We start from the raw sequence: 23,198 nt of genomic DNA on the forward strand, positions 1-23,198 counted from the left end.
TCCCGGGCAAGGGACCCCCGCGGCCCGCAGCGCAGGACGGGCCGAGAGAGGGCGGGGGGTGGGCGCCCCGCCCAGGGAGTGGGAGCGGGGCGCCTCGGGGGGTCGGTGGCAGGGCTACAGGGCGTCCTTGATGATGATGTCGCCCTCCTTCATGATCACGTCCATGTTGTCGGGCGTGAGGTCGTGGATGTCGGCCAGGACGTCACCCCTGACCATGAGGAGGTCGGCGAGCTTGCCCTTCTCGATGGAACCGAACTCGTCCTCCTTGTGGACCATCTTGGCGCCGTTGAGCGTGGCGGCCGTGATGGTGTCCATGGCCGGAATCTCGCAGTGGTCGACCCAGGCGTACATCTCGTCGATGGTGGTGTAGCCGTAGGGCGTGCTGAAGCTGAAGGAGTCGGAGCCCACGGTGAGGGTGACGCCCAGCTCGTAGGCGCGCTTGAGGTTGGCCCAGGTGCGCGCGATGCCCTTCTCGGCGTTGTCCTTGCCGGGGAACTTGTCCAGCTCGGGCGTCCACTCGGGCGGGTAGGTGCCGTACCAGCTGGGCAGGAAGCCCACGGTGGGCGTGAAGAAGGTGCCCTGCTCGGCCATGAGGCTCATGGTCACGTCATCCAGTTCGAAGCCATGGATCAGCTGCTCGCAGCCGAAGCGGACGGAGTCGTACGCGGCCGAGATGCTGTTGTAGGAGTGCGACCAGACGGGGATGCCCACCATCGCGGCCTCGTCGCAGACGGCCTTGATCTCTTCCGTGCTCATGAGCTGGGCACGGCCGGAGTCCCAGCGCCAGATGCCGCCGCCGGTCGCCCAGATCTTGATGGCGTCGGGGTTCTCGCGCAGGCGCATGCGGATGGCGTGACGCAGCTCCCAGGGACCGTCCACCTGATCGCCCCAGGGGTGCCCGTTCTTGGACATCTCGAAGGGCAGGTGGTGGGAATCGCCGTGGCCCGCGGTGCGGCAGAAGCCCAGGCCGGTGGCGAAGATGCGCGGCCCCTTCATGACGCCCATGTTGACCAGGTCGCGGATGGCTATGCCGTTGCGACCGATCTCGCAGCAGGTGGTGAGGCCGTGGGTCACGGCGTCGTAGGCCTGCTTGACGGCGCAGGCCTGCTTCTGCGCCACGGTCTCGATGACCCAGTCGTTGTCGTTGTCGGTCAGGTTGCCCGAGAAGTGGATGTGCGTGTCCACGATGCCCGGCATGAGGGTGTGACCGGCCGCGTCGATGACCTTGTATCCCTCGGGCACCTCGGTCGCCGTGCCGGCATAGGCGATGGTCTTGCCGTCCACCAGGACGAGGCTGTCCCCGACTGCGGCCGCGCCGGTTCCGTCTACGAGCTTGCCGCCCACGAATGCGTACTTGCCCATGATCCTGCCTCCACTTTCCTAGCTTGACTTCCTGCCTTGCGTGAGACCGCCCGGCATGCGCGCGGCGAATCCCGGGCGATGGTTGCCTTACTGGCGCCCTTGGGCCACGCCCGCGGACGCACGCCCCTCTCCCCTTCTGCCGAAGGCCAGGAGCAGGGCGAAGCCTAGGACCACCCAGGCGATGGTGATGGCCCACTCCACGCCGTTGAGGGCGGCGGGGCTCGCGGGGACCACCATGAGGGCGATGATCAGGAGCCCGGCCACTATGGCGCAGCAGATGCCAAACCTGCCGCCGTTCACCTTGTAGGGACGCTTGAGCTCGGGCTCGGTCCTGCGCAGGCGCAGGCAGGCGAAGCCGGCCATGGTGCAGGCGAAGATGAAGCCCAGGGAGGCCACGTTGGTGAGGGGGACGAGCATGTTGCGGCCCAGGAAGGGCCCGACGAGCGTCAGGACGGCCAGCACGACGTTGGCCTTCTTGGGAGCGCCGGACGCAGGGTCGATCTGGGCGAAGGACGCGGGGAGCATCTCCTTGCGTCCCATGGCGAGCATGAGGCGGGTCGAGGCGCCGAAGAAGGAGTTCATGGGACCCAGGGGGCCTAGGGTCGCGATGACCAGCATCGCGACATAGAAGAAGAGGTTGATGCGCTCGAGCACTGCCAGGGCGGGCACGGAGGCGCGCACGAACTCATGCCAGTCGATGATGGAGCCGAAGGAGTAGATGCAGACCAGGTAGAAGACCCCGGAGGCCAAAAGGGCGATGGCCGGGACCAGGCCGAACTTCTTCCAGTCGAGGTTGGCGGAGGCCTCCTCGGCCTGCTGCGGGATGGTGTCGAAGCCGGCATAGAAGAAGGGGGTCATGACCAGGACCGCGACCACGCCGCCCAGAAGGCTCGTGGCACCGGTCGACCTACCGCCCGCCGCCTCGCTCACCTGGGAGAAGACGGGCAGCGCGTTGGAGGGGGATCCCGTGGCGATGGAGATGGCCATGGCGAGGACCATGCCGGCGAGGAGCGCCTTGGTGAGGAAGGACGAGAGCTTGGCCGCGGCGCCGGCACCCTTGAAGTTGAGGTAGATCACCAGGACGGCGAAGCACAGGGCGATGACCGTGGGCCAGAGGTAGACGTCGGCGCCGAGGATGGTGTAGAGGCGCACGGAGCGCAGCCATGCGAGGGTGGGAAACTCGGCGAAGCGGTCGGTGAGCAAGGTCGAGATGGCGATGGCCTCCCAGGGACAGAGCGGGGCGTTGCCCAGGAGCAGCATCCAGCCGGTGAGGAAGCCGAGCTTGCGCCCGAAGGTGCGGTCGACGTACTCGATGATCCCGCCCGAGATGGGGATGGCGGCGGTGAGCTCGCCGAAGCACATGCCTATGGGAACGAGGAAGACGGCGCCCAGGGCGAAGGCGATCATGGCGGGCACGGGGCCTCCGCCCAGGACCATCCAGTCGCCCACCAGCAGAACCCAGCCCGTGCCGATGATCGCTCCGAAGCCGATGGTGAAGAAGTTGAAGAGCGTGAGCTCCTTCTTCATGCCACCGGAGGCGACGGGCTGCCCAGCCTTGTCAGACATGCGTCCCTCCCCCTCTTGCGCGGGGCGTGCCCGCGTCGGAATCGGTTCGCATCCCCCGACGGGGTGCGCCTTCTCACATAGCCTTCTCACATAGGAAAAGTTAGTAAGTGGGGTCCGGGGCCGACCCCGCCCGAAATGCGGGCGGATGCTCTGGCGGCGCGAACGGCAGGAGCGCGCGAGGAGGGCATGACGCTTCCTAATGGGCGCATGAGCGCGGATCATCTGGGTGCCTCGCAGAGGCAATGGGGCGAGCGTCGCGGGCCCCTGCCGTGTCAGGCAGCCCCTTTTGGCGCCCCCTAGCGAAGGGCGACCAGCAGGAGGGCGGCCACGGAGATGACCGGCGCCCAGGCGAAGTCCTGCCGGAGGAGGGAGCTGCCAGGTCCACCGCGACCCGCGCGCACGAGGTGCGAGACGAGCGCGGGAGGCAGGGCCAGGAAGCAGGAGAGGGCGACCAGGACGAGGCCCCCCTCGAGCCCCAGGTGGCAGGAGAGGGCGGCGAGGAGCTTCAGGTCTCCCCCGCCCATGCCGGGCGCATGCAGCAACCGCGCGGTCGCGAGGGAGAAGGCGAGGAGAAAGGCGCCCACGGCAAGGCCCGGCACGAGGGCGCCCGCGAGCTCGAGCGCGAGCGCGACCGGCCCGCGGGAGGGGTCGTGCGCCCAGACGACGCGCGCCATCCCCAGCACAAGGACGGCGACGACGCACCCGTTGGGGATCCTGCGCTCCCTGAGGTCGACGACCGAGGCCACGACGAGGACGAGCGCGAGGCCAGCGAGGGCAGGCAGGGGTGGCATGTCTCCTCCAAACCGTATCTTGCGTGTGGCTCGCGACGCCGCCATTGTCCCATCACCGGGCCGCCACTCCCTCGTCCTTGCCTAGAATGTCAGCTGAGTTTGCCCGGTCAGGGCACTCCCCGATGCCAGCACGCAGGAAGGCCACGTTCCCATGCTCATGATCGTCTCGCCCGCCAAGAGGATGGTCCGCCAGGAGGGCGAGCCCCCCGCCGACGCGACACCGCGCTTCTTGGACGACGCCCACGAGCTCGCACACGCCCTGCGCGCCCTCGGGCCCGAGGGCGCGCGCGAGGTATGGCGCTGCTCGGAGGGGCTCGCCGCCTCCTGTTGGGAGCAGCTCCGCACCCTCCCGGAGGACCTGCTGGCCCCCACGACGTCCCTCTCCCCCGCTGTCATGTCCTACGTGGGAATCCAGTACCAGCACCTGTCCCCGCAGGTCATGGAGGCGCGCGAGCTGGAGTGGCTGGCCCGCCACCTGCGCATCGTGTCGGGGCTGTACGGGCTGCTCAGGCCCTTCGACGGCATCTGCCCCCACCGGCTCGAGATGCAGGCGCGGCTCGCCGTCGACGGCGCGGACGACCTCTATGGCTTCTGGGGCTCGCGCATCGCAGACGCGCTCGCGGAAGGCCCGGGAGCGGACGTGGTGGTCAACCTCGCGTCGCAGGAGTACGCCCGTGCCGTGCTCCCCTGGCTCCGGCCAAGAGGCCCCAGGCAGCTGACCTGTTCCTTCCTCGTGCCGCGCGGGCGGGACGGTAAGCTGGTCCAGCAGGCGACCGAGGCCAAGGCGGCGCGTGGCAGCCTCGTGCGCTGGGCCGCGGAGCGCGGCGTCGAGGACGTGGATGGCCTGCGCGGCTTCCGCGAGCGCGGCTACCGGCTCGACGGGGCTCTCTGCGACGAGGGGACGCTCGTCTTCGTGCGGCGCTAGGGCCGGCGCGGGAGGCCGGGAGCCTCCGAGGGCGCGGTGCCCCTCGCCTCGTCCCGGACGAGGGCCGAGGCGGGTGCGGGTGCCGCCTCCCTACTTGTTCTGGATGCTCCCCACGTTCTTGATGAGGATGGACACGCGCCCCTCGGCGTCGCGCGAGAACTCGATGTAGTCGTCGTTCGAGGCGTACTCGGAGGGGAAGCTGATCTCGATTCCCGTGTCGGTGCGTATCTTGTGGCTCTTCGCCATGCGGTTGGCCACGCCGCAGCGCACGCTGACCTCCTCGGGCAGGCGCTCCTCGCGGGCCGCCTGCTCGTAGCGCTCCTGGACGTCGGGCCTGCCCTCGAAGACCTCGCGGCCCACCTCCTCGGGAGAGAACGCCTCCTCGCGCTCGGCGCTGCTCGCCACGTAGGCCTTGGCCTGGGCCACGGCCTCGACGGGGCTAATGCCGCACTCCTCCGCCACGTCCTCCACGATGCGCTCGACGGCCTCCATCGCCTCGCGGCTCGAGGCCTCGGCGCTGCACTGCAGGAGGCCGTCGGGAATGATCAGGCGCTCCTGGCTACCCTGGGTGCGCGGCTTGTCCCTGAAGTCGATGCTCAGGTCCTGGAGGTCCACCAGGAGGTAGGAGTCCACCTTGGCGGTGGGGTTGGGCAGGGTGGAGTCCTGGCGCAGTATCTCGTTGGCGGCCATGCCGGACGCGTCGTTGCCCAGGTCGTGCACGAAGGCCTGCTTGCGGGGAAGGAGCACCGCGGCGAAGCAGCGCCGGCTCAGGTCCGGCGCCTCGTCCTCGTCCAGGCTGGTGGCCGCGTCCTCGAACGCCTGCGCCACCTGGGTCTTCTCCGCCGCCTTGGAGCCCATATCCTGCGTCTCGCTGAAGTCGGCCACCAGGAGGTCACACTCCTCGAGCTCCTCGCAGCGCCTCAGCTCCTCCCAGAGGTACCGTCCCAGCTGGTCGGATATCTCGACGAAGCCCACCTGCCCCCGTCGGTACTCGTCGAGGGTCTGCGCGAAGGCGCTCTGCTCGCTGAAGCTGCCATGCCGGTTGTCGGGGCTCGACGACACGCTCCTGAGCCGCCGCTGCACGTAGGACCTCACCGGGCGCTGCGAGAGGTCCAGCTCGCGCTCCGAGAGGTAGCTGCTCCCGGTCTCGAACTCGAAGGCGTGCAGTATGGCGTGGGTCACTCTGAGCATGGTCTCTCCCTGCTTGTCGTTCGCGGGCGGCCGGGGTCGGCCGCGGGCACCTAGGATAGCCCAGCCGAAGCCCAGGCAGGCATCGACAAGCAAGGTGGCCCCTCTCCCCTTTCGTGGCGAGAGGGGCGGACTGCCTCGCCCCTAGCGCTCCACCTGGAGCAGGGGGTCTCCGACCTTCACGAGGGGACGGCCCCCGATGAGCGTGCCGCTGCTCGACACGTTCTTGACCGACCTCAGGCTGTCGCTGTTGGTGATGGCGACCGTGACGACGTCCTCGTACCCCGCGGCGGCAATCCTGTCGCGGTCGAAGACGATCAGCGGGGTGCCCGCAGCCACCTCGTCGTTGGCCTCGACGAAGCGCGTGAAGCCCTTGCCCTCCATCCTCACCGTGTCGATGCCCACGTGGATGAGGACCTCGACGCCGCCGGGCAGGGTCATGCCGATGACGTGGTTGGTGACGGCCGTCACGCTGATGCGGCCGGTGACCGGAGCGTAGACGATGCCCACGGAGGGCAGGATGCCGCAGCCCTCGCCGAAGAAGCCCGACGAGATCGCCTCGTCGTGGACCTCGCCCAGGCTCACGACGGCGCCCGTGACCGGGGCATAGACCATGTCGTCGTCCACGTGGAAGACGGCGGGCTTGGGCGCGCCCGCCTCGCCCCCGGAGGAGAAGAGGCTTCGCTTGATGGTGTCGATGAGTCCCATTGCGTTTCCTTTCGCGCGGGAGGTGGCTGCCGCTCAGACAGGTCCGACGATACCCGATTGCGGGGATGGGACGGGCCTGGCGGCGGCCGTCGGCGCCAAACGGCCCGCCTGGGGCTATGGCCCCAGGCGAGGTGGGGCTACGACCCCAGGCGCAGGCCGTAGAGGTAGACGGATTCCTCGCCACCGTCTGCGGCCCGCCTGCGCTCCTGGACGAGCGAGAAGCCGCGCGACTCCATGAAGTCGACGTCACAGTCGTCGCCCATCACCAGGAAGCAGCCACGCTGCCCACCCTCGTCGAAGCGTGCCACCATGTCGCCCAGAAGGCGGCTCCCTATGCCCCTGCCCTGGGCGTCAGGGCGCACGACGAGGAGGTTGACCTCGGCGTCGGAGCTCGCGTACTCGCGCGAGATGAAGACGTCCGCCATGGTGTAGCGACGCAGGCGGCCGAAGAGCTTGTCCTCGACCTCGATGCCGCCGAGCTTGGCGCGCTTGCGGGCCTTGACCATGACGTCGGCGAAGCGCTGGCCCCAGTCGGGGTCGACCTGGGCCAGGCCGCCCCGTGAGAGGCCGCCGAAGCAGGCCCCCACGACGCGCTGGCCGCGCACGGCGACGTGCGCGTGCTGGGAGCGCTGGAGGGCGCCGAGCGTCATCACGCGGCCGAACACTATGCGGTCATAGACGCCCTCGACGCTCGAGCACCAGATGCGCGAGCAGATGTCGGTCACGTCGTCGAAGTCGTCCTCGCGGAAGGGGCGGTAGCTGATCTGCGGCTGGTCGGAGCCTGGTGCTGGGGTCATGCGCTGGTTTCTCTTTCGAATTGCTTCTCTGGACCCTGATTATGAGACAAAGCGAGAGGGGCTGCCTGCGGCATGCGCGGCGAGCGGAGCGCGAGGCAGGGGCTCGTCCGGACGCCACGACGCCCGGCGGGCGGGGCGGGGCGCAGGTGTGGCGACCGACAGTCATAGCGTGCGCCACGGGCCCGCGTCACGGGTCGGCCGCCGCCCGCGCCCAAGGTGCCGGCGGCAGCCGAGGCCCTCGGCCACTCTCGCCTGGCCGTGGCTAGTCCTCCAGGGCCGCCCTACCGTAGGCGTCGGCCGCGAGCATGGCGTTCGCGACCTTCTGGGGCGTGACCTCGAAGGGCATGTTGTGGAGGGTGTCGTTCTCCGCGCAGGCGAGCTTCGCCACCTCGAGCACGCGCTCCCAGCTCGCGTCCTCCACGCCCAGCTGCGCGAAGGTCACGGGCAGGCCGACCTCGACGCAGAAGTCGAGCACGTCGTAGAGCTCGTCGGCGTCCTCGAGCACGAGCTGGGTCAGGGTGCCGAAGGCCACCTTCTCGCCGTGGTAGCAGGAGTGGGTCTCGGGCATCGCGGTGAGGCCGTTGTGGATGGCGTGCGCACCCGCCAGGCCAGCGGACTCGAAGCCCAGGCCCGAGAGCAGGGTGTTGGCCTCGATCACGTTCTCCACGCTCTGGGTGCAGGCGCCTGCCTCGAGGGCGAGCTTGGCCTTCATGCCATCCGTCATCAGGGTGTCGTAGCAGAGCTTGGCGAGCGCCATGGCGGCGGCGGTCACCTTGTCGCCGGCGCAGGTGGTGGCGTCGGAGCGCCTGCAGGCGCGGGCCTCGAAGAAGGTCGCGAGCGCGTCGCCCATGCCGCTCACCGTGAGGCGCACGGGGCTCTTCGAGATGACGTCGGTGTCCATGAGCACCAGGTTGGGGTTGGCCTTGAAGAACTGGTACTCCTTGAACTGCCCCTCGGGGGTGTAGATGACCGAGAGCGCCGAGCAGGGGGCGTCGGTCGCGGCGATGGTGGGGACGATGACCACGGGCGCGTCTACCCCCGAGGCCACGGCCTTGGCGGTGTCGAAGATCTTGCCTCCGCCCACGCCCACCACGACGTCGGCCTGAGTCTCGCGGTACGCGGCGACCAGGCGGTCGATCTCGTCCTGGGAGCACTCGCCGTTGAAGCTGTCATACGCGAGCTCGACGCCGGCGTCGGCGAAGCTCTTCGAGACGAGGTCGCCGAAGCGCCTGATGCCACCGGCAGAGATGACGACGAGCGCCTTCTTGCCAAAGGCCGAGACGTAGCCGCCCAGGCGGGACAGCTCGCCGGGCCCCTGGACGTACTTGGACGGAGAGATGAAGATGCGTGCCATGGTGCTTCCCCTTTCGCCGTATGCGTGCGGCCGGGCATGTGCCACGGGCCACGTCCCCCAGTGTAGGGCAGCGGGCAGGGGCCGCCCCAGCATCGTTGCGTGTAATTTCTCGCCTGATGGGCTTGGCGGGACAGCACGACGGATGCTGGCGTACCATCTTGTCGGCCACTGCCCCAGAGGGGTACCAGGAGGAACGGAGCGACCCAGGATGCACGCAGGCTTTGACAACGACAAGTACATCGAGATGCAGGCGGCGCGGATCCGCGAGCGTATCGACCAGTTTGGCGGCAAGCTCTACCTCGAGTTTGGCGGCAAGCTCTTCGACGACTACCACGCAAGCCGCGTCCTGCCCGGATTCGAGCCCGACTCCAAGGCGCGCATGCTCCGCCAGCTCGCGGACGACGCCGAGGTCGTCTTCGCCGTCAGCGCCATCGACATCGAGCAGGGCAAGCGCCGTGGAGACCTGGGCATCACCTACGACGAGGACGTCCTGCGCCTGATGGACGTCTTCCGCGGCATGGGGCTCTCCATCGGCGGCGTGGTGATCACCCGCTTCTCGGGCCAGCCCAAGGCCGAGGCCTACCAGGCGCGCCTCGAGCAGATGGGCATCGAGGTCTACCGCCACTATCCCATCGCCGACTACCCCTCCAACATCGACCTCATCGTGTCCGACGAGGGCTTCGGCAAAAACGAGTACGTCAAGACCACCAAGCCGCTCGTCGTCGTCACGGCACCGGGCCCCGGCTCGGGCAAGCTGGCCGTCTGCCTCTCGCAGCTCTACAACGAGCATGTGCGCGGCATCGAGGCCGGCTACGCCAAGTTCGAGACCTTCCCCGTCTGGAACCTGCCCCTCAAGCATCCCGTGAACGTCGCCTACGAGGCCGCGACCGCCGACCTCGACGACAACAACATCATCGACCCCTACCACCTTGAGGCCCACGGAGAGGTCACGGTCAACTACAACCGCGACGTCGAGACCTTCCCCGTGCTCCGCGCCATGATGGAGAAGATCGCGGGCCACAGCCCCTACCAGTCCCCCACCGACATGGGCGTCAACATGGTGGGCTACTGCATCAGCGACGACGACGCCTGCCGCAAGGCCGCCCTGCACGAGATCGTCCGGCGCCACTACTGGTGCGCGGAGAAGATCGCCCGCACCGGCATCGGCGAGTCCGAGCTGAGGAAGATCGGCCTCCTCATGAAGGAGGTGGGCGTGGACAAGAACCTCAACCCCGCCCACGCCGCCGCGCTGCTCAAGGAGGAGGTCACCGGCAAGCCCGCCGGCGCCATGGTGCTGCCCGACGGCAGCGTGGTGACGGGCAAGACCTCCGAGCTCCTGGGCGCCGCCTCGTCGCTCCTGCTCAACGCCCTCAAGCGCGTGGCCGGGGTGGAGAAGGACCACTGGGTGGTCTCGGACGAGGCGCTCGCGCCCATCAGCCGGCTCAAGACCACGCACCTCAAGAGCAAGAACCCGCGCCTGCACTCGGACGAGACCCTGATCGCCCTCTCCATAAGCAGCGCGTCGAACCCCGAGGCCAAGCGCGTGATCGAGGCCAGCAACCAGCTGCACGGCTGCACGGCGTACTTCTCGGTGATCATCAGCTCCACCGACGAGCGCGTCTACCGCAAGCTGGGCATCAACGTCTGCTGCGAGCCCAAGTTCGAGCGAGGCACCTTCTATCACCGCTAGGGTCCTGGGGGTAGTACGCTCCCCCAGGGGCGTCGACCGAGGGCGATTCTCGGTGCCTTATGCTTCCCGCGCAAACCATTCCTGGCGTGCGCGGGACATTCTTCTGACCTGCGGCGCTGCGATTAGCCGCGCAAGTTGGCGGCAGTTTGCGCGCGAGTCGAACGTCTTCACGCGCAGCGCAGGCGCGGTTTGCACACGAGTTCTTGCTCACCAAGCAAAACGCAAAACCACGCGCAAGTTGGCGGCAGTTTGCGCGCGAGAACTCCTATCCCCACACCTGACGCCGCCCCTCGCGTAGTCGTAAATGACCAGCTCAGAGCAGGGTTACGAGCAGCTGCCCGTTAGCTATGTGCCAGCTGCGTGCAAGCTGGATTTATCTTCTCGCCAAAAACTGTCCCGGAGCGGGCTAGCGTTGATGCATGGAGATTACGTTCTCGCATACCACGGCACTGGCGCTTCTCAGGGCGCAACGGCGGGGAGAACTATGCACAAAGGACGCCCGGCGCATGGATTGCCCGACCACGCGGATACGCCTTGGACGACACGACAAAGCAGAACTTCTCGAGGCGTTCCTGGAGCCCCTGGGCAACGTCGCCTCCGAACTTGCCACGGAAGCGACACCCTTGGAACACCTTGTCAGGTCTGCGGGGGAGAGAAGCCATTCTCCCCTATTGAGGGGCCACCTAAGCGGAGCGACGCTGCCGCCCGACTCGTTCCTCCGGCTCGCTCCCGGCATTGCCATCTCGTCGCCCGAGCTCGCCTTCGCGCAGATGGCAGAGACCCTGACGGACGCGCAGCTCCTCGCCCTGGGAATGGAGCTCTGCGGCAGCTTCGCCTGCGACCCGCTCGGCCCGGCGCACGACCCCGCCCGTTACGGCCTGCCACCCCTGACGAGCCAGGGCAGGATGCTCTGGTTCCTCTCGCACGCAAGGGGGCTCCGCGGCAGAGAGCGCGCCAGGAGAGTGGCGGCGCTCGTCGCCCCCAACGCCTGGTCTCCCCGCGAGGCGATGCTGGCCGCGCTCCTCCTGCCGCCCGCACAAGAGGGCGGGTTTCCCCTGGCACCGCTCACGCTCAACGTTCGCGTCTTCCAGGCTGGCGCGCCTATGACCAGGCCCTCACGCGTCCCGGACATCCTGCTCGAGGGCACGGGCGTGGGCCTCAACTACGACGGCCACGACCACCTCGCGCTCGCGTCCCTCGAGTCCGCCGCGATGGCTGCGGCATGCGACCCAGGCAGCGCCGAACGTCAGCACGTGGTCCAACGGCTGCGGGCCCAGATACGCGAGAGGTACGTCGACGACCGTCGCCGGGACCGGGACCTCACGAGCCAGGGCCTCGCCATCCTCCCCGTGACCGCCGAGGACCTGAGGGGGCCCGCCGGCCTTGAGCTCCTCCTATGCCAGCTCGTCTCCTGCGCCGAACGAGGGACGGGGAGGCGAGACGGGTGGGCCCGCGCAATGCTGGAGGACCCGACGCTCCAAGCGGCTCGTGCCAGGGTCCTCAAGGAGCTGCAGCTCTGGTATTCCAGGTCTCCGCGCGCAGCTAACACGTAGTTAGCACGCGTTTCGCAGATGAGCTGCGCAAACGGCGCACAATTTGCGCGCGTCTCTCAAATGACCTGCGAAAACGACCAAAGGCGCGCAAACTGCCCGTGGACTGCGCGCCGCATCACCCCCGCCGCGCGCAAACTGCCCGTGGACTGCGCGCAAGATTCTCGTGACCTGCTCAAACGAAAAATCCCGCGCAAGCCAGAAATGACCTGCGCGGAACCCAAACCTCCCCGCGACCCGAGCCACCCGCCCGAGTCGCCTGTCTACGCGACCAGTAAACCTTACAGCACGTGGACGTCACTCGCGTGGAAGTCGAGGAAGGCCTTCTCGCCCACCTCGTAGATCCTCTTGTTCTTGGGGTTGAACTCGGTGATCTTGACCAGGTGCTCGCCGCAGCGCACGTGGTAGTTCTGGTAGTGCCCCATGAAGCGCGAGAGCACGACCTCGCAGGGCAGCGCGCCCTCGTCGGCCACGTGGGCGGACTCCGGCCTCAGCACCAGCGTCACGTCGTCACCCACGGCCTTGCCGTTGCGCTCGGCGACCTCGATGGCACGGCCCTCGACCATGACCTGGCCGGACTCGCCGTCGATGGACGCCAGCTTGCCGCGCAGGAAGTTGGACTCGCCGATGAAGTCGGCCACGAACTCGTCCACCGGGCGGTAGTACACGGTGTGCGGGTCGCCGATCTGGTCGACGACGCCCTTCTTCATGACGATGATCTTGTCCGAGAGGGCCATGGCCTCGGACTGGTCGTGCGTGACGTAGACGGCCGTGATGCCCGCCTCCTGCTGGATGCGGCGGATCTCGGTGCGCATGTCCACGCGGAGCTTGGCGTCGAGGTTCGAGAGCGGCTCGTCGAAGAGCAGCACGCCCGGCTCGATGACCAGCGCGCGGGCCAGGGCGACGCGCTGCTGCTGGCCGCCCGAGAGCTGGTTGGTCATGCGGTCTTCCATGCCCTCGAGGCCCACGAGCCCCAGGATGTTGGTGACCTTCTCGCGGATGGTGTCCTTGTCCATCTTGCGCAGCTTGAGGCCGTAGGCCACGTTGTCGAAGATGTTGTAGTGCGGGAGCAGCGCGTAGCTCTGGAAGACCATGGCCGTGTCGCGCTTGTTGGGCGTGAGCTCGTTGATGGCTTCCTCTCCCAGGTAGATCTCTCCCTCGTTGGGGCTCTCGAATCCGGCGATCATGCGCAGGATGGTGGTCTTGCCGCAGCCGGAGGGTCCCAGCAGCGTCACGAACTCGCCGGGCTCGATGTTGATGTTGGCGTCATGGACGGCATAGAAGTCCTTGCCGGTCTTGGGATCCTGGTAGATCTTGGAGATGTGCTCCAGGCGCACGCCCTTCTTCTCCTTGGCCATGGCTTAGTCCTCCTCGGTGGTCTTGATCTTGGCGCTGGTGCCGAAGTGCTTGATGGCGACGTTCATCAGGAGCACGGCACCGTAGGTGATGGCAATGAGGATCGTGGCGAACGCGCAGGCGACGCCGTAGGCGCCCTTCTCGGCGTACTCGTTGATCTGCACCGTGATGAGCAGGAACTGCGGCGTCACGAGCAGGATGATGGCCGAGATGGCAGTGATCGAGCGCACGAAGGCGGTCACGAGGCCCGAGAGGAACGAGTCCTTGATCAGGGGCAGCGTGACGGTCATGAAGACCTGCAGCGAGTTGGCGCCCATGTCGTAGGCGGACTCCTCGATCGACTTGTCGATCTGCCTCAGGGCCGAGATGCCCGAGCGCGTGCCGGTGGGCAGCGAGCGCACGATGAAGACGATGATCAGGATGGCGCCCGTTCCATAGAGCCCCTGCATGAGGCCGGTGTGGAAGATGCCGCCCGAGAAGCCGCGGATGTAGCCGACGCCCAGGACGGTGCCCGGGACGGCCATGGCCAGCATGGACACGGCCTCGATGAAGCCCTTGGTGCGGAAGTTCCTCTTGACCACCAGGTACGAGATGATCATGGAGAGGAGCGCGGTGATCGGGCTCGCGATCAGCGACAGCAGGAAGGAGTCGCGGAAGGCCTGGAAGCCGTGGTGCATGGTAAAGACCTGCTGGAACCACTTGGTAGTCAGGCTGAAATCGTAGCCCCAGGTCTTGAAGAGGGCGCCGAAGGGCACACAGACGTACATCATGATGACGAAGATCGCGATGGCGCCACAGAGGGCCGAGAGGGGCAGGCGCACGGAGTTGTCGGTGATGAGCATGCGCGCGCGGCTCGCCTTGCCCGTGAGGGTGGCCGTGGACTTGGCCTCGAGCACGTACTTCTGGACCACGAACATGGCCAGGGTGATGAAGAGGAGGACAACCGCCATCGCCGCGGCGCCCTGCTTGTCGTAGGCACCGGTGATCTGCAGGTAGATCGAGGTCGCCAGCGTATCGTAGGAGCCGCCGATGAGCATGGGGTTGGCAAAGTCGGCGATGGACTCGATGAAGGTCACCAGGAAGGCGTTGCCCAGGCCCGGGAGGATCAGGGGCAGCGTGACGGAGGTGAAGACCTTCCAGCGGGAGGCGCCCATGTCGCGGGCGGCCTCCTCGAGCGACGGGTCGATGTTCTTGAGCAGGCCGCGGAACATCATGTAGCAGACCGGGAAGAAGGTCAGGGTCTGCACCAGGGCGATGCCCCAGAAGCCGTACACGTTGTTGTCATAGATGCCCAGCAGATAGCGGGTGATGATGCCCGCCTTGCCGAAGAGCATGATGACCGAGAGCGAGAGCACGAACGGCGGCGAGACGACGGGCAGCATCGAGACGACCTTGAACAGGCCGCTCACGAACTTGGTCTTGAGCTGCACGTACTCCTCGACGTAGGCAAAGAGAAGGCCGATGAGGGCCGCCAGGATGCCGACGAGGAAGCCCACCCTCAGCGTGTTGGTGATGGCCGTGTCGAAGGACGGCATCGAGAGCACGCGCTTGAAGACGTCGAGCGTGGGGCCATTCTCCCCCACGATGCTGTCCACCATCAGGATGGCCAGCGGATACAGAATGAACAGCGTCAGGAACGCTATGAGCACGGCAATGGTGGTGACCATGATCGGGTCGGCCATCAGCTTCTTGCGGTCAAGCTGGGCGCTCTGATTCTTCGCCATTGCTCCCCTCCCTAGGTCGTGGGCCAATACGGCGCGCACCCCGATGCAGAAGAGCCGGGCGGATGGAATCTCCACCCACCCGGCTCGCTGCCGCGTCAGGGCGCGGTTGGGGCTTCTCCGCTACTCGGTCTGGAAGCGCTTGGTGTCGCCGGTGTCGGCGCCGGAGCTTGCGAGCGCCTTCATGATGTCGTCGACGTACTGCTCGGTGTTGGCCTTGGCGTCCGCGAAGTCGTAGTTCATGACGTTGTCGGGGTCGAGGCCGAACTGGCTGACGACCTCGGGCTGCTTGGCGTCGTCGATGACCAGGAACTGGTAGGCGCCGACCTCCTGTGCGCGCTCGACGCACTCGGGCGAGAGGGCGTACTCGATCCAGAGCTTGGCGGCGTTGGGGTGCTTGCAGCCCTTGAAGATGGCCGTGGCGCCGACCTCGTAGGACGCGCCGGACGAGGGGATGGACATGCCGATGTTGCCATAGCCGTTGTCGACCATCTGGAAGACGGCGTCGTGCAGGAAGCCCAGGCCGATGGTGCACTCGCCGGTGCCGACGTTCTTGGAGGGGCCAGAGCCGGACTTGGTGTAGACCTGGACGTTCTTGTCGAGGTCTACCAGGTACTTGATGCCCTCGTCGTGGCCGTACTTCTGGATGACGGTGTTGAGGATCAGCTTGGCGGTGCCGGCCGTGTTGTAGTTGGACATCCAGATGAGGTCCTTGTACTTGTCGCTCAGGAGGTCGGGCCAGTCGGTGGGAGCCTCGAGGGACTTGCGCTCGAGCTCGTCCTTGTTGAAGAAGAAGCCCAGGATGCCCTTGTAGATGCCGTACCAGTTGCCGTCGGGGTCGCGGTAGACGTCACTGATGAGGTGGCTGGCGTTGTTGGCCTGGTAGGGCTCGAGAATGCCCTTGGTGACGGCGACGTTGTAGGGGTCGGTGGTGCCGCCGAACCAGACGTCGGCGGAGGGGTTGCCCTTCTCCTCCTCGACCTTGGACTCGACCTCGCCGGTGGAGAGGCGCTGGTACTGGGTCTCGATGCCAAAGAGGTCCTGGAAGTGCTGGCAGCAGGCCGCGACGTGGGCCTCCTCGCAGGAGCCGTACACCACGAGGGTGCCTTCCTTCTTTGCCGCGTCGATCATCTCCTGCGAGGCGATGCGGCTCAGGTCCTTGCCGGAGTCCTTGGCGGCGTCGGTGGCGGCGCCGTTGGACCCGCCGCCACAGCCGGCGAGACCGGCCGTCACTGCAAGAGCCGCAGAGCCGGCGAGGAAGTTCCTACGGGTGATGTGTGCCATGTCGTCCCTCCATAAATGGTTTGGGCTGATGTTTGCTCGGGGCCGGCTGGCCCACTCCGCCTACCATGGCACCCAAGCGGCGCAAGATGTGGTGCCAAGCAGGCAGATATCGCCAAACGGTATGCAAGGGGTGACCAATAGCATGCATGCCGGCCACCAATGGCACGCGGGCCGGCCGACAAGGCCAGCCCGCGAGAATCTAAGCCTGCGAGAAGTACGCCAGGGCGATGCCCCCGGGACCCACGTGGGTGCCCACGGTGCTCCCCACGGTGTGCACGGGGATCTCGTCGAGCCTCCCCTCCCAGAGCCAGCGCGAGTCCTCCACGTACTTCCTGAGCAGGTGGTCGGAGGGGCCCGAGTAGCCGATGGCGAGGGGTAGGCCGATGTCGATGCCGCCGGAGCGCTCCACCTCCTCGCTGAGGAGGTTGCGGCCGTTCTTCGACCCACGCGCCTTGCCCAGCGTGACCACGGCGCCATCGCGGATGGCAACGACGGGCTTCACCTGCAGCATGGTCCCGATGCCCGCGCTCACGGCGTCGATGCGCCCGCCGCGGCGCAGGTACTCGAGGGTGTCGAGCAGGGCCACGAGCCTGACGTCGCCCCTCTTGCGCATGAGCTCCGAGGCGATCTGGTCGGCGTCCCTCCCCTCGGCCGCGAGCCTCAGCGCGAGCTCGACCAGGATGCGCTGGCCCAGGCAGGCGTTGAGGGAGTCGACCACGTGCACGCGACCACCGAAGCCCTCCGCCGCCACGACGGCGCTCTGGTTCGTGCCGCTCAGCTTGCTCGAGATGGTGACGCATACCAGCTCGTCCTCCGGCCCCTCGAGCGCCGCCTCGAAGGCCTGCTGCCACTCGAAGGGCGTGACCTGACCCGTAGTGGGAAGCTCCTCTCGCTCGACGAGAAGCTCGTAGAAGCGGGCGTGGTCCAGGTCCACGCCATCCTTGAAGGTCTGGTCCCCGAAGCTGATGGAGAGGGGCACCACCCTCAGCCGGGGATCGTCGATGTCGTCTATGTCCGACGCGGAGTCGGTGATGATGCGCACTGCCATGTCTCTACCTCTCGCCGATCTTGGACAGGTTGTCCCTTATGGAGCCGAGGGCGCGGTACATCGCCGCGCGGTCGGGCTCGTCGACGCCATGGGCCGCTCGGGCCACGACGTCCTCGATGATCTGGTTGACCTCGCGCATGGTGCGAAGGCCCCTCTCGGTCAGACGGATGGGGGACTTGTAGCGCGTGCCCCCCTCGGGCACGTCGATCCCCACGAAACCGCCGCGCTCGAGCGCCGCCACCGTGCGCGAGACCGCGGCCCGGTCGTTGCCGATCAGCCGCGCGAGCTCGGAGGCGGTGTAGCCCGCGGGCTCCCGCTCCAGGTAGTAGAGGCACATCACGTCGGTGCCCTTGAGCCCGAAGCGCCGCATCTCCTGCGCCTTGATGCGGTTGACCTCCTTGCCCACCGCAGAGACCAGCCCGACGAAGTCCTCGAAACGCGAGTCCACGCTTCCCCCCTTCTCCCAGGCCGGCCGATGCGGCCCCGTTGGTGGTGACCAGCTCGTAGCGATCCGCTTACGGCGGCCCCATTTGTTGATTGGTCAACATTCTAGGCTTGTATGTTGAGCAGTCAATAAGTTTGTGGGACGTACGCGCGCAAACCACAGACTGCCTGCGCTCAGCCCGACGTTTGCCCAGCTCACAAGAAAACGGCGCGCACCCCACGGATGGAATGCGCGCCAAACCGCCCTTCCCTCTACTGGCGACCCACATCGTAGCCCGCGGCCTAGATAAGCGAGAGGAGCTCCCTCTTGCAGTCGAGGAAGTCCCGCGTGAGCGCGAACTCCGCCGCGCTCGTGCCCGACGCCGGTCGCGGCACGGCCAGCTCCGCCACGACGCGGCTGGGCACGCCGGACCTCGGGTCGCCGCGAAGCACGTACACCCTGCTTGCCATGGTCACGGCCTCGTCCACGTCGTGGGTGATCACCAGCGAGGCGATTCCCAGCTCCGTAGCCATGTCGCAGTACCAGCTGCGCAGGTCGACCCTCGTGAGGGCGTCCAGGGCGGAGAAGGGCTCGTCCAGGAGGGCGACGTCGTTTCCCATGAGGTAGGTCCTCAGGAAGGCGGCGCGCTGCCGCATCCCGCCCGAGAGCTCCGAGGGCCAAAGGCCCTCCGTGCCGGCGAGGCCGAAGCGTTCGAAGAGCGGCAGCGCCCTCTCGCGCGCCTCGGCGCGGGGCGTGCCCGCGATGGTCAGGGGCAGGCAGACGTTGTCCAGGATCCTGCGATTGGGCAGGAGGAGGTCCTTCTGCAGCATGTAGCTCACACGCCCGGGGACGCCGGTCACGTCCTCGCCGTGCAGGAGCACCTTCCCCGCGAGCGGGCGGGCGAGGCCCGAGAGCGCATGCAAGATGGTGGTCTTGCCGCAGCCGGACTTGCCCACCAGGCAGGCCACCTCGCCAGGCCGCAGCGCGAGGCTCACGTCCTCCGCCACGACGTGCGCGCCCCCGTCCCAGGAGAGGGTCAGCCCCCGCGCCTCGAGGGCGAGCCCCTCTCCCCCGCCCGGTCGCGAGCGGGACGTGGGCGCCGTCGCCTCGGTGACCGCCATCGCCACGGCCGCCGTCGCCACGTCCGCAGACTCCGCGTCCGTCGCCCGCTCCCCCGGCACCTCCTATGCCTCCAGGTAGTCTGCGGTCCAGCCAGCGTCCACGTCGATCTTGTTGGCGACCAGACCGTTGTCGTTGAGCCACTGGAAGTAGCGCGCCCAGCGGGCCTTGTCGATGACACCCCAGCTCGCGGCGTCGGCCACGTACTGATTCTTGAGGTAGGACTGGCTCTGCCTCACCAGGGCCGCGTCGAGCTCGGGCACCTCGGCACAGAGCAGGTCCGCCGCGGAGTCGGGGTCCTTCACGGCGTACTCGTAGCCGCGTCGGACCGCGCGCAGGAAGGCCTTCACCACGTCGGGGTTCTTCGACGCGAACTCGGGGTTGGCCGCGATCACCGGCGTATAGAAGTCGAACACCTCGTCCATGTCGATGAAGCTGAAGTAGTTGACGTCGTAGCCCTGGACGGCGGCGTTCTGCACCGCCCAGCCCTCGTAGACCCACACGGTGTCGAACATGTTGGCGCGCAGGCCCGCGATCTCGTCGTCCACGGCGTAGGGGACCATCCTCACCTTCGAGTAGTCTCCGCCGTCGGCCTCGACCACGTCCTTGATGGTCGCCTGCTCGATGGGCATGTCCCAGGTGGCGTAGACGTGGTCCTCCATGCCCTTGGCGGAGGTTATCGCATCCTCCTTGCGGCTCATGATGCCGGAGGTGTTGTGCTGCAGGATGGCAGCGACCGCCGTGACGGGGAGGTCGGGCGAGTTGCTGAGCACGTTGGCGATGTAGTCCTGGTAGCTCACGCCGAGCTGGGCCTGGCCCGAGCCGATCATGGTCTCGGCCGTGTCCTCGGCGGGTTGGACGATGCTGACCTCCAGGCCCTCCTCGTCGAAGTAGCCCTCGTGCTGCGCCACGTAGATGCCCGTGTGGTTCGTGTTGGGCGTGTAGTCCAGACAGAAGGTGACCTTCGTCTTCTCCTTGGTGTCGGCGGCGGGCGCGGCGGTGCCGGCGCCGCAGCCGGCGAGCACAAGCGAGCTCGCGGCGGCGGTCGATGCGGCGATGAGGCTACGGCGACTGAGGTTGGCAGTGGTGACGAAGCTGTTCATCTCTATTTCCTCTCTGCCCTCTTCCAGGGCATGCAGATGCGTTGCAGAAGGTCGACGCCGGCCATGAGCGCCAGCGAGAGCGCCGAGATCAGCACGATCACGGCGAACATGCGGTCGTACGAGAAGGACTTGCGCACGCGGGTCATGTAGACGCCCAGGCCAGAGAAGCCGCCCAGCCACTCGGCAATCACCGCGCCCACGATGGCGTAGGTGGCGCTGATGCGCAGGCCGCTGAAGAACTGCTCGGCCGCAGCGGGGAGCTTGACCTCCCAGAAGACCTGCCAGCGGGTGGCGTTCATGGTGCGCATGAGGTCTATGAGGTCAGGGTCGACCGAGCGGAAGCCCCCCACGAGCGAGACCGTCACCGGGAAGAAGGTGGTGAGCACGATGAGAACCACCTTGGGTGCCAGGCCGTAGCCGAACCACAGCACCAGAAGCGGCGCCACGGCGACGGTCGGGATGGTCTGCGACAGGGTGACGAGGGGCTCGAAGGCCAGGTAGACGATATCGAAGCGGTCCATGAGCACGGCGAAGGCGAAGCCCACGGCGCAGCCGATGGCGAGTCCCAGGGCGGCCTCGACCAGGGTCGTCGCGGCATGCGCGGCAAGGAGTGGCAGGTCGCCCGCAAGGGCGGCAACCACCTGGACGGGCGTGGGCAGCAGGAAGTTGGGAACGAGCCCCACCGCCACGACGAGCTGCCACAGGGCAAGGAGCGCCGCGACGGCGAGGAGCGGGACCAGGACCTTGCGCGTGCGCGAGGGCGTGGTCACCTAGGCCACCGCGCCCTCTGCCTTGGGGGCGAACTCGGAGTCTGTCTGGTGGTACTTGCCGATTTTGTGCTCGGTGGACATGACGTCGCCGCCAGGACGGTACGAGATCTTCACATAGCTGGCGCTCTCGGCGCAGCCGGCCTTGGCACCTGCCTCGATGCAACGCTTCACGAGCTCCATGCAGGCGTCGAAGTCGCCTTCTATCGCGGTCTCGAAGGGCCCGACGTAATAGTCGAGGCCCGAGGCGTCGATTGCGGCGATGACCTCGTCCACGATGCGGCAGACCTCGTCGTCGGAGCCCGCGTTCATGGGCAGGTACTGGAGGGCAACGGAACAGTTCATAGGCACTCCCCTCTGCGGGTGCCTCGCGGCGGCCCGCCTAGACCGGGACCCGCGCAAAGCGTGTGCCTTGGTCCCTACGCTGGCATTACCCAGATCAGGTACGGGCGGCAGCCGTCGGCGGCCGCCCTAGGGTCAGGGGCGCCATGGCCCCAGTCTCAGCCGGCGTGCGCCAGCTCCCCTTTTTTCGACAAGCATTATAGTGCTTTGGATGTGGCACATCACACGACCCCTGACGGGGTGCCGGGGTGGGATGGTCCGCAGTTGGATTTGTCACCGCCCGAATCCGAACCGCCTTTCCTCCGACACAAAGCGGATGAGGTTCTCGTGGATGACGCCACTACGCTTCTGCAGCAGATGATCGCAGGTGAGGAGGTATTTGGGATAGCCGTCGCGGGCCTTCTCGAGTGATGCGTATTCGCGGTCCTCGGTGGAGCGCTCGGCGATGGTATAGGAGACCTGCACGTACGAATAGTCCTGCGCACCATCGCGCAGGATGAAGTCGCACTCGAGCTTCCCAATCCTACCGACACTTGCGGAGTAGCCTTGCGCGCGGGCGTACTCGTACACCACGTTCTCGAGCACGGGACCGTAGTTGATGCGATTGTCGGTGTTGAGGGCAAAGTAGAACCCGAGATCGGCAAGGTAGTACTTCTGCTCGCGGGCAAGAGAGCGCCTCGACTTCATGTCGAAGCGCGGACAGCGGTAGAGAATCTTGGCCTCTTCAAGAACGGTGACGTAGCGGTGCACCGTCTCCTCCTTGATGGGTACCCCCTCGACATCACGGAAGTATGCAGCGATGTTCCTGATGCTCGTCGTCGACCCAAAGTTGTTGATCATGTAGTCTCGGACGCGCTCGAAGACCGACACATTACGCACCTGAACACGGCGTTTGACGTCCTTCTCGAAGATCTCACGCACGACACCTTCGACGTAGGTCCGCTTCTCCGCCAACGTGGCGAGGTCGACCGCGCGGGGAAAGCCGCCCTCGAGGATGAAGTGGTCGAACTCCTCGGCGACATTGGGGCTTATCTCCTTCCCGTAGAGGCGTTTCATCCCCTCGTACTCAGCAAAAGTGAGCGTAAAGACCTCGAACTCCAAGTAGCGACCGGTGAGCTTGGTGGCGAGCTCGCCGGAAAGCAGGTAGGAGTTCGAGCCTGTGATGAAGATGGAGTGTGTCCCCTCCCCACGCCAAGCGTTGAGCACCTCCTCGAAGCCCTCAACGTTCTGCACCTCGTCAATGAAGAGGTAGGTCATGCCCTCCGGGGCCGAGACGCGCTCGATGAGCTCGTCGAGCGCGTCCGCAGTCCTCACCTTGCGGTAGCCGCGCGAGTCGAGGTCGAGGAACACGAGGTTGCGCTCCGGCACGCCCTGCTCCGCCAGCTCGTCGGCCACCATCCGCATGACGGTGGACTTCCCGCAGCGACGCACCCCCGTGATTACCTTGATAAGGTCAGCGTGCTTCACGAAGGGACGGATCCTCGAGAGGTAAAGCTCGCGCCGATAGATAGGCTCCATACATGTCTCCAAAGGCGTTTTAGGGTAGTACTCTTACAAATTTTAACAGAAGTACCACCCTATAAATGGTTTTATACAGCCTTCGATATTTCAACAAGATCAGGAACCGCATCGCCATAAACGTCAAGTCTCAGGGCTTCCATGGTCACTCCCGTCTGATGGGGTTGCCAGTCTCTATCGAGGCGATCAGTAATCTGTGAATGCTTTCGGCAGTCCAATACTCACCCTCGGAGAGAAAAGGTGCCTTATTGGAAGTCACATAGAACTCTCGCGCGACCTTCGCCTCATCCTGCAGTCCCAGCGAATCAAAAGCGACGGTCTCCGCCTCTTGGTCGAGACATACGATTCTCATGCACTGCGCTCCATGCGCGCCAGACTCCCCAATTGGCTCCTGACAAAGGTGAGGCGTCTCGACATAGGGGCTGGGCCCGTCGAAAAAACTTGTTTCCGTGCATGCCGATGCGCTGGTTGAACGAGTGCATCCAAGTATAGGAACCACCCTCGGTCGAAGACCAAACCTCGGCTTCGGTTCCCTCCGTACAGAGAGCCCACTCGTCTACGGCGCTCACTTTTTCGATGAGCCAA

The 23,198-nt window shown here is 66.6% G+C and carries 20 protein-coding genes and 1 riboswitch; of the genes, 3 read left to right on the forward strand and 17 right to left on the reverse strand.

What is annotated here, in order from left to right; genetic code table 11:
* Positions 1-114: 114 nt before the first annotated feature.
* From HMPREF1008_RS08915 to HMPREF1008_RS08925, 3 genes are all read right to left on the reverse strand, one after another.
* Positions 115-1,362, reverse strand: a complete 1,248-nt coding sequence (locus tag HMPREF1008_RS08915) for an amidohydrolase family protein (protein ID WP_009279535.1) — start codon at positions 1,360-1,362, stop codon at positions 115-117.
* Between the two features lie 87 nt (positions 1,363-1,449).
* A complete protein-coding gene (locus HMPREF1008_RS08920) occupies positions 1,450-2,928 on the reverse strand; it encodes an APC family permease (protein ID WP_009279536.1) in 1,479 nt (492 codons plus the stop codon).
* 296 nt (positions 2,929-3,224) lie between these two features.
* Positions 3,225-3,719 carry a prepilin peptidase gene (locus HMPREF1008_RS08925; protein ID WP_009279537.1) on the reverse strand — a complete coding sequence of 165 codons (495 nt, stop codon included), beginning with the start codon at positions 3,717-3,719 and terminating at the stop codon, positions 3,225-3,227.
* Between the two features lie 151 nt (positions 3,720-3,870).
* Between HMPREF1008_RS08925 and HMPREF1008_RS08930 the strand changes: the two genes are divergently transcribed.
* Positions 3,871-4,644: a YaaA family protein gene (locus HMPREF1008_RS08930; RefSeq protein WP_009279538.1), complete on the forward strand. Its 774-nt coding sequence runs from the start codon at positions 3,871-3,873 to the stop codon at positions 4,642-4,644.
* A gap of 90 nt (positions 4,645-4,734) precedes the next feature.
* On the opposite strand, the gene HMPREF1008_RS08935 is transcribed toward HMPREF1008_RS08930, so the two are convergent.
* From HMPREF1008_RS08935 to HMPREF1008_RS08950, 4 genes are all read right to left on the reverse strand, one after another.
* On the reverse strand, positions 4,735-5,835 hold the full coding sequence (locus HMPREF1008_RS08935) for a nucleoid-associated protein (protein ID WP_009279539.1): 1,101 nt from the start codon (positions 5,833-5,835) through the stop codon (positions 4,735-4,737).
* Positions 5,836-5,976: 141 nt separating this feature from the next.
* Positions 5,977-6,540, reverse strand: a complete 564-nt coding sequence (locus HMPREF1008_RS08940) for a PTS glucose transporter subunit IIA (RefSeq protein WP_009279540.1) — start codon at positions 6,538-6,540, stop codon at positions 5,977-5,979.
* A gap of 137 nt (positions 6,541-6,677) precedes the next feature.
* Positions 6,678-7,337 carry an N-acetyltransferase gene (locus HMPREF1008_RS08945; RefSeq protein WP_009279541.1) on the reverse strand — a complete coding sequence of 220 codons (660 nt, stop codon included), beginning with the start codon at positions 7,335-7,337 and terminating at the stop codon, positions 6,678-6,680.
* Between the two features lie 262 nt (positions 7,338-7,599).
* Positions 7,600-8,691 carry a glycerol dehydrogenase gene (locus HMPREF1008_RS08950; protein ID WP_009279542.1) on the reverse strand — a complete coding sequence of 364 codons (1,092 nt, stop codon included), beginning with the start codon at positions 8,689-8,691 and terminating at the stop codon, positions 7,600-7,602.
* 208 nt (positions 8,692-8,899) lie between these two features.
* On the opposite strand from HMPREF1008_RS08950, the gene HMPREF1008_RS08955 reads away from it, so the two are divergent.
* Positions 8,900-10,381: a DUF1846 domain-containing protein gene (locus tag HMPREF1008_RS08955; protein WP_009279543.1), complete on the forward strand. Its 1,482-nt coding sequence runs from the start codon at positions 8,900-8,902 to the stop codon at positions 10,379-10,381.
* Between the two features lie 671 nt (positions 10,382-11,052).
* Complete coding sequence (locus tag HMPREF1008_RS08960; RefSeq protein ID WP_156797634.1) at positions 11,053-11,934, forward strand: hypothetical protein; 882 nt, start codon at positions 11,053-11,055, stop codon at positions 11,932-11,934.
* A 278-nt stretch (positions 11,935-12,212) separates the two neighbouring features.
* Here HMPREF1008_RS08960 and HMPREF1008_RS08965 read toward each other — a convergent pair whose 3' ends face one another.
* From HMPREF1008_RS08965 to HMPREF1008_RS09010, 10 genes are all read right to left on the reverse strand, one after another.
* Positions 12,213-13,289: an ABC transporter ATP-binding protein gene (locus tag HMPREF1008_RS08965; protein ID WP_009279545.1), complete on the reverse strand. Its 1,077-nt coding sequence runs from the start codon at positions 13,287-13,289 to the stop codon at positions 12,213-12,215.
* 3 nt (positions 13,290-13,292) lie between these two features.
* Positions 13,293-15,011: an iron ABC transporter permease gene (locus tag HMPREF1008_RS08970; RefSeq protein ID WP_009279546.1), complete on the reverse strand. Its 1,719-nt coding sequence runs from the start codon at positions 15,009-15,011 to the stop codon at positions 13,293-13,295.
* Positions 15,012-15,131: 120 nt separating this feature from the next.
* Complete coding sequence (locus HMPREF1008_RS08975) at positions 15,132-16,292, reverse strand: extracellular solute-binding protein (protein ID WP_009279547.1); 1,161 nt, start codon at positions 16,290-16,292, stop codon at positions 15,132-15,134.
* A 199-nt stretch (positions 16,293-16,491) separates the two neighbouring features.
* On the reverse strand, positions 16,492-17,340 hold the full coding sequence (locus tag HMPREF1008_RS08980; RefSeq protein WP_009279548.1) for a DegV family protein: 849 nt from the start codon (positions 17,338-17,340) through the stop codon (positions 16,492-16,494).
* A gap of 4 nt (positions 17,341-17,344) precedes the next feature.
* Entirely contained in the window at positions 17,345-17,788 is a 444-nt protein-coding gene (locus HMPREF1008_RS08985) for a MarR family winged helix-turn-helix transcriptional regulator (protein WP_009279549.1), read from the reverse strand.
* 278 nt (positions 17,789-18,066) lie between these two features.
* The gene (locus HMPREF1008_RS08990) at positions 18,067-18,945 is read right to left on the reverse strand and encodes an ABC transporter ATP-binding protein (RefSeq protein ID WP_009279550.1); all 879 of its coding nucleotides are present in this window, start codon (positions 18,943-18,945) and stop codon (positions 18,067-18,069) included.
* Between the two features lie 3 nt (positions 18,946-18,948).
* Entirely contained in the window at positions 18,949-19,986 is a 1,038-nt protein-coding gene (locus HMPREF1008_RS08995) for an ABC transporter substrate-binding protein (protein WP_009279551.1), read from the reverse strand.
* Between the two features lie 2 nt (positions 19,987-19,988).
* On the reverse strand, positions 19,989-20,756 hold the full coding sequence (locus HMPREF1008_RS09000; protein WP_009279552.1) for an ABC transporter permease: 768 nt from the start codon (positions 20,754-20,756) through the stop codon (positions 19,989-19,991).
* The gene (locus tag HMPREF1008_RS09005; protein WP_009279553.1) at positions 20,757-21,098 is read right to left on the reverse strand and encodes an MTH1187 family thiamine-binding protein; all 342 of its coding nucleotides are present in this window, start codon (positions 21,096-21,098) and stop codon (positions 20,757-20,759) included. It abuts the gene before it with no gap.
* Positions 21,099-21,152: 54 nt separating this feature from the next.
* Positions 21,153-21,233, reverse strand: a riboswitch (TPP riboswitch).
* A 135-nt stretch (positions 21,234-21,368) separates the two neighbouring features.
* Positions 21,369-22,613 carry an ATP-binding protein gene (locus HMPREF1008_RS09010; protein ID WP_009279554.1) on the reverse strand — a complete coding sequence of 415 codons (1,245 nt, stop codon included), beginning with the start codon at positions 22,611-22,613 and terminating at the stop codon, positions 21,369-21,371.
* Positions 22,614-23,198: the final 585 nt, after the last annotated feature.

Source organism: Olsenella sp. oral taxon 809 str. F0356, assembly GCF_000233535.1.
Taxonomy (GTDB): Bacteria; Actinomycetota; Coriobacteriia; order Coriobacteriales; family Atopobiaceae; genus Olsenella_I; species Olsenella_I phocaeensis.

Bases quoted from the DNA above. Each gene is read 5' to 3' on its own strand.
- HMPREF1008_RS08925 (WP_009279537.1), bottom strand. From the start codon at position 3,719: ATGCCACCCCTGCCTGCCCTCGCTGGCCTCGCGCTCGTCCTCGTCGTG.
- HMPREF1008_RS08930 (WP_009279538.1), top strand. From the start codon at position 3,871: ATGCTCATGATCGTCTCGCCCGCCAAGAGGATGGTCCGCCAGGAGGGC.
- HMPREF1008_RS08940 (WP_009279540.1), bottom strand. From the start codon at position 6,540: ATGGGACTCATCGACACCATCAAGCGAAGCCTCTTCTCCTCCGGGGGC.
- HMPREF1008_RS08935 (WP_009279539.1), bottom strand. From the start codon at position 5,835: ATGCTCAGAGTGACCCACGCCATACTGCACGCCTTCGAGTTCGAGACC.
- HMPREF1008_RS08980 (WP_009279548.1), bottom strand. From the start codon at position 17,340: ATGGCAGTGCGCATCATCACCGACTCCGCGTCGGACATAGACGACATC.
- HMPREF1008_RS09005 (WP_009279553.1), bottom strand. From the start codon at position 21,098: ATGAACTGTTCCGTTGCCCTCCAGTACCTGCCCATGAACGCGGGCTCC.
- HMPREF1008_RS08955 (WP_009279543.1), top strand. From the start codon at position 8,900: ATGCACGCAGGCTTTGACAACGACAAGTACATCGAGATGCAGGCGGCG.
- HMPREF1008_RS08970 (WP_009279546.1), bottom strand. From the start codon at position 15,011: ATGGCGAAGAATCAGAGCGCCCAGCTTGACCGCAAGAAGCTGATGGCC.
- HMPREF1008_RS08965 (WP_009279545.1), bottom strand. From the start codon at position 13,289: ATGGCCAAGGAGAAGAAGGGCGTGCGCCTGGAGCACATCTCCAAGATC.
- HMPREF1008_RS08950 (WP_009279542.1), bottom strand. From the start codon at position 8,691: ATGGCACGCATCTTCATCTCTCCGTCCAAGTACGTCCAGGGGCCCGGC.
- HMPREF1008_RS08975 (WP_009279547.1), bottom strand. From the start codon at position 16,292: ATGGCACACATCACCCGTAGGAACTTCCTCGCCGGCTCTGCGGCTCTT.
- HMPREF1008_RS08995 (WP_009279551.1), bottom strand. From the start codon at position 19,986: ATGAACAGCTTCGTCACCACTGCCAACCTCAGTCGCCGTAGCCTCATC.
- HMPREF1008_RS08920 (WP_009279536.1), bottom strand. From the start codon at position 2,928: ATGTCTGACAAGGCTGGGCAGCCCGTCGCCTCCGGTGGCATGAAGAAG.
- HMPREF1008_RS09010 (WP_009279554.1), bottom strand. From the start codon at position 22,613: ATGGAGCCTATCTATCGGCGCGAGCTTTACCTCTCGAGGATCCGTCCC.
- HMPREF1008_RS08915 (WP_009279535.1), bottom strand. From the start codon at position 1,362: ATGGGCAAGTACGCATTCGTGGGCGGCAAGCTCGTAGACGGAACCGGC.
- HMPREF1008_RS08945 (WP_009279541.1), bottom strand. From the start codon at position 7,337: ATGACCCCAGCACCAGGCTCCGACCAGCCGCAGATCAGCTACCGCCCC.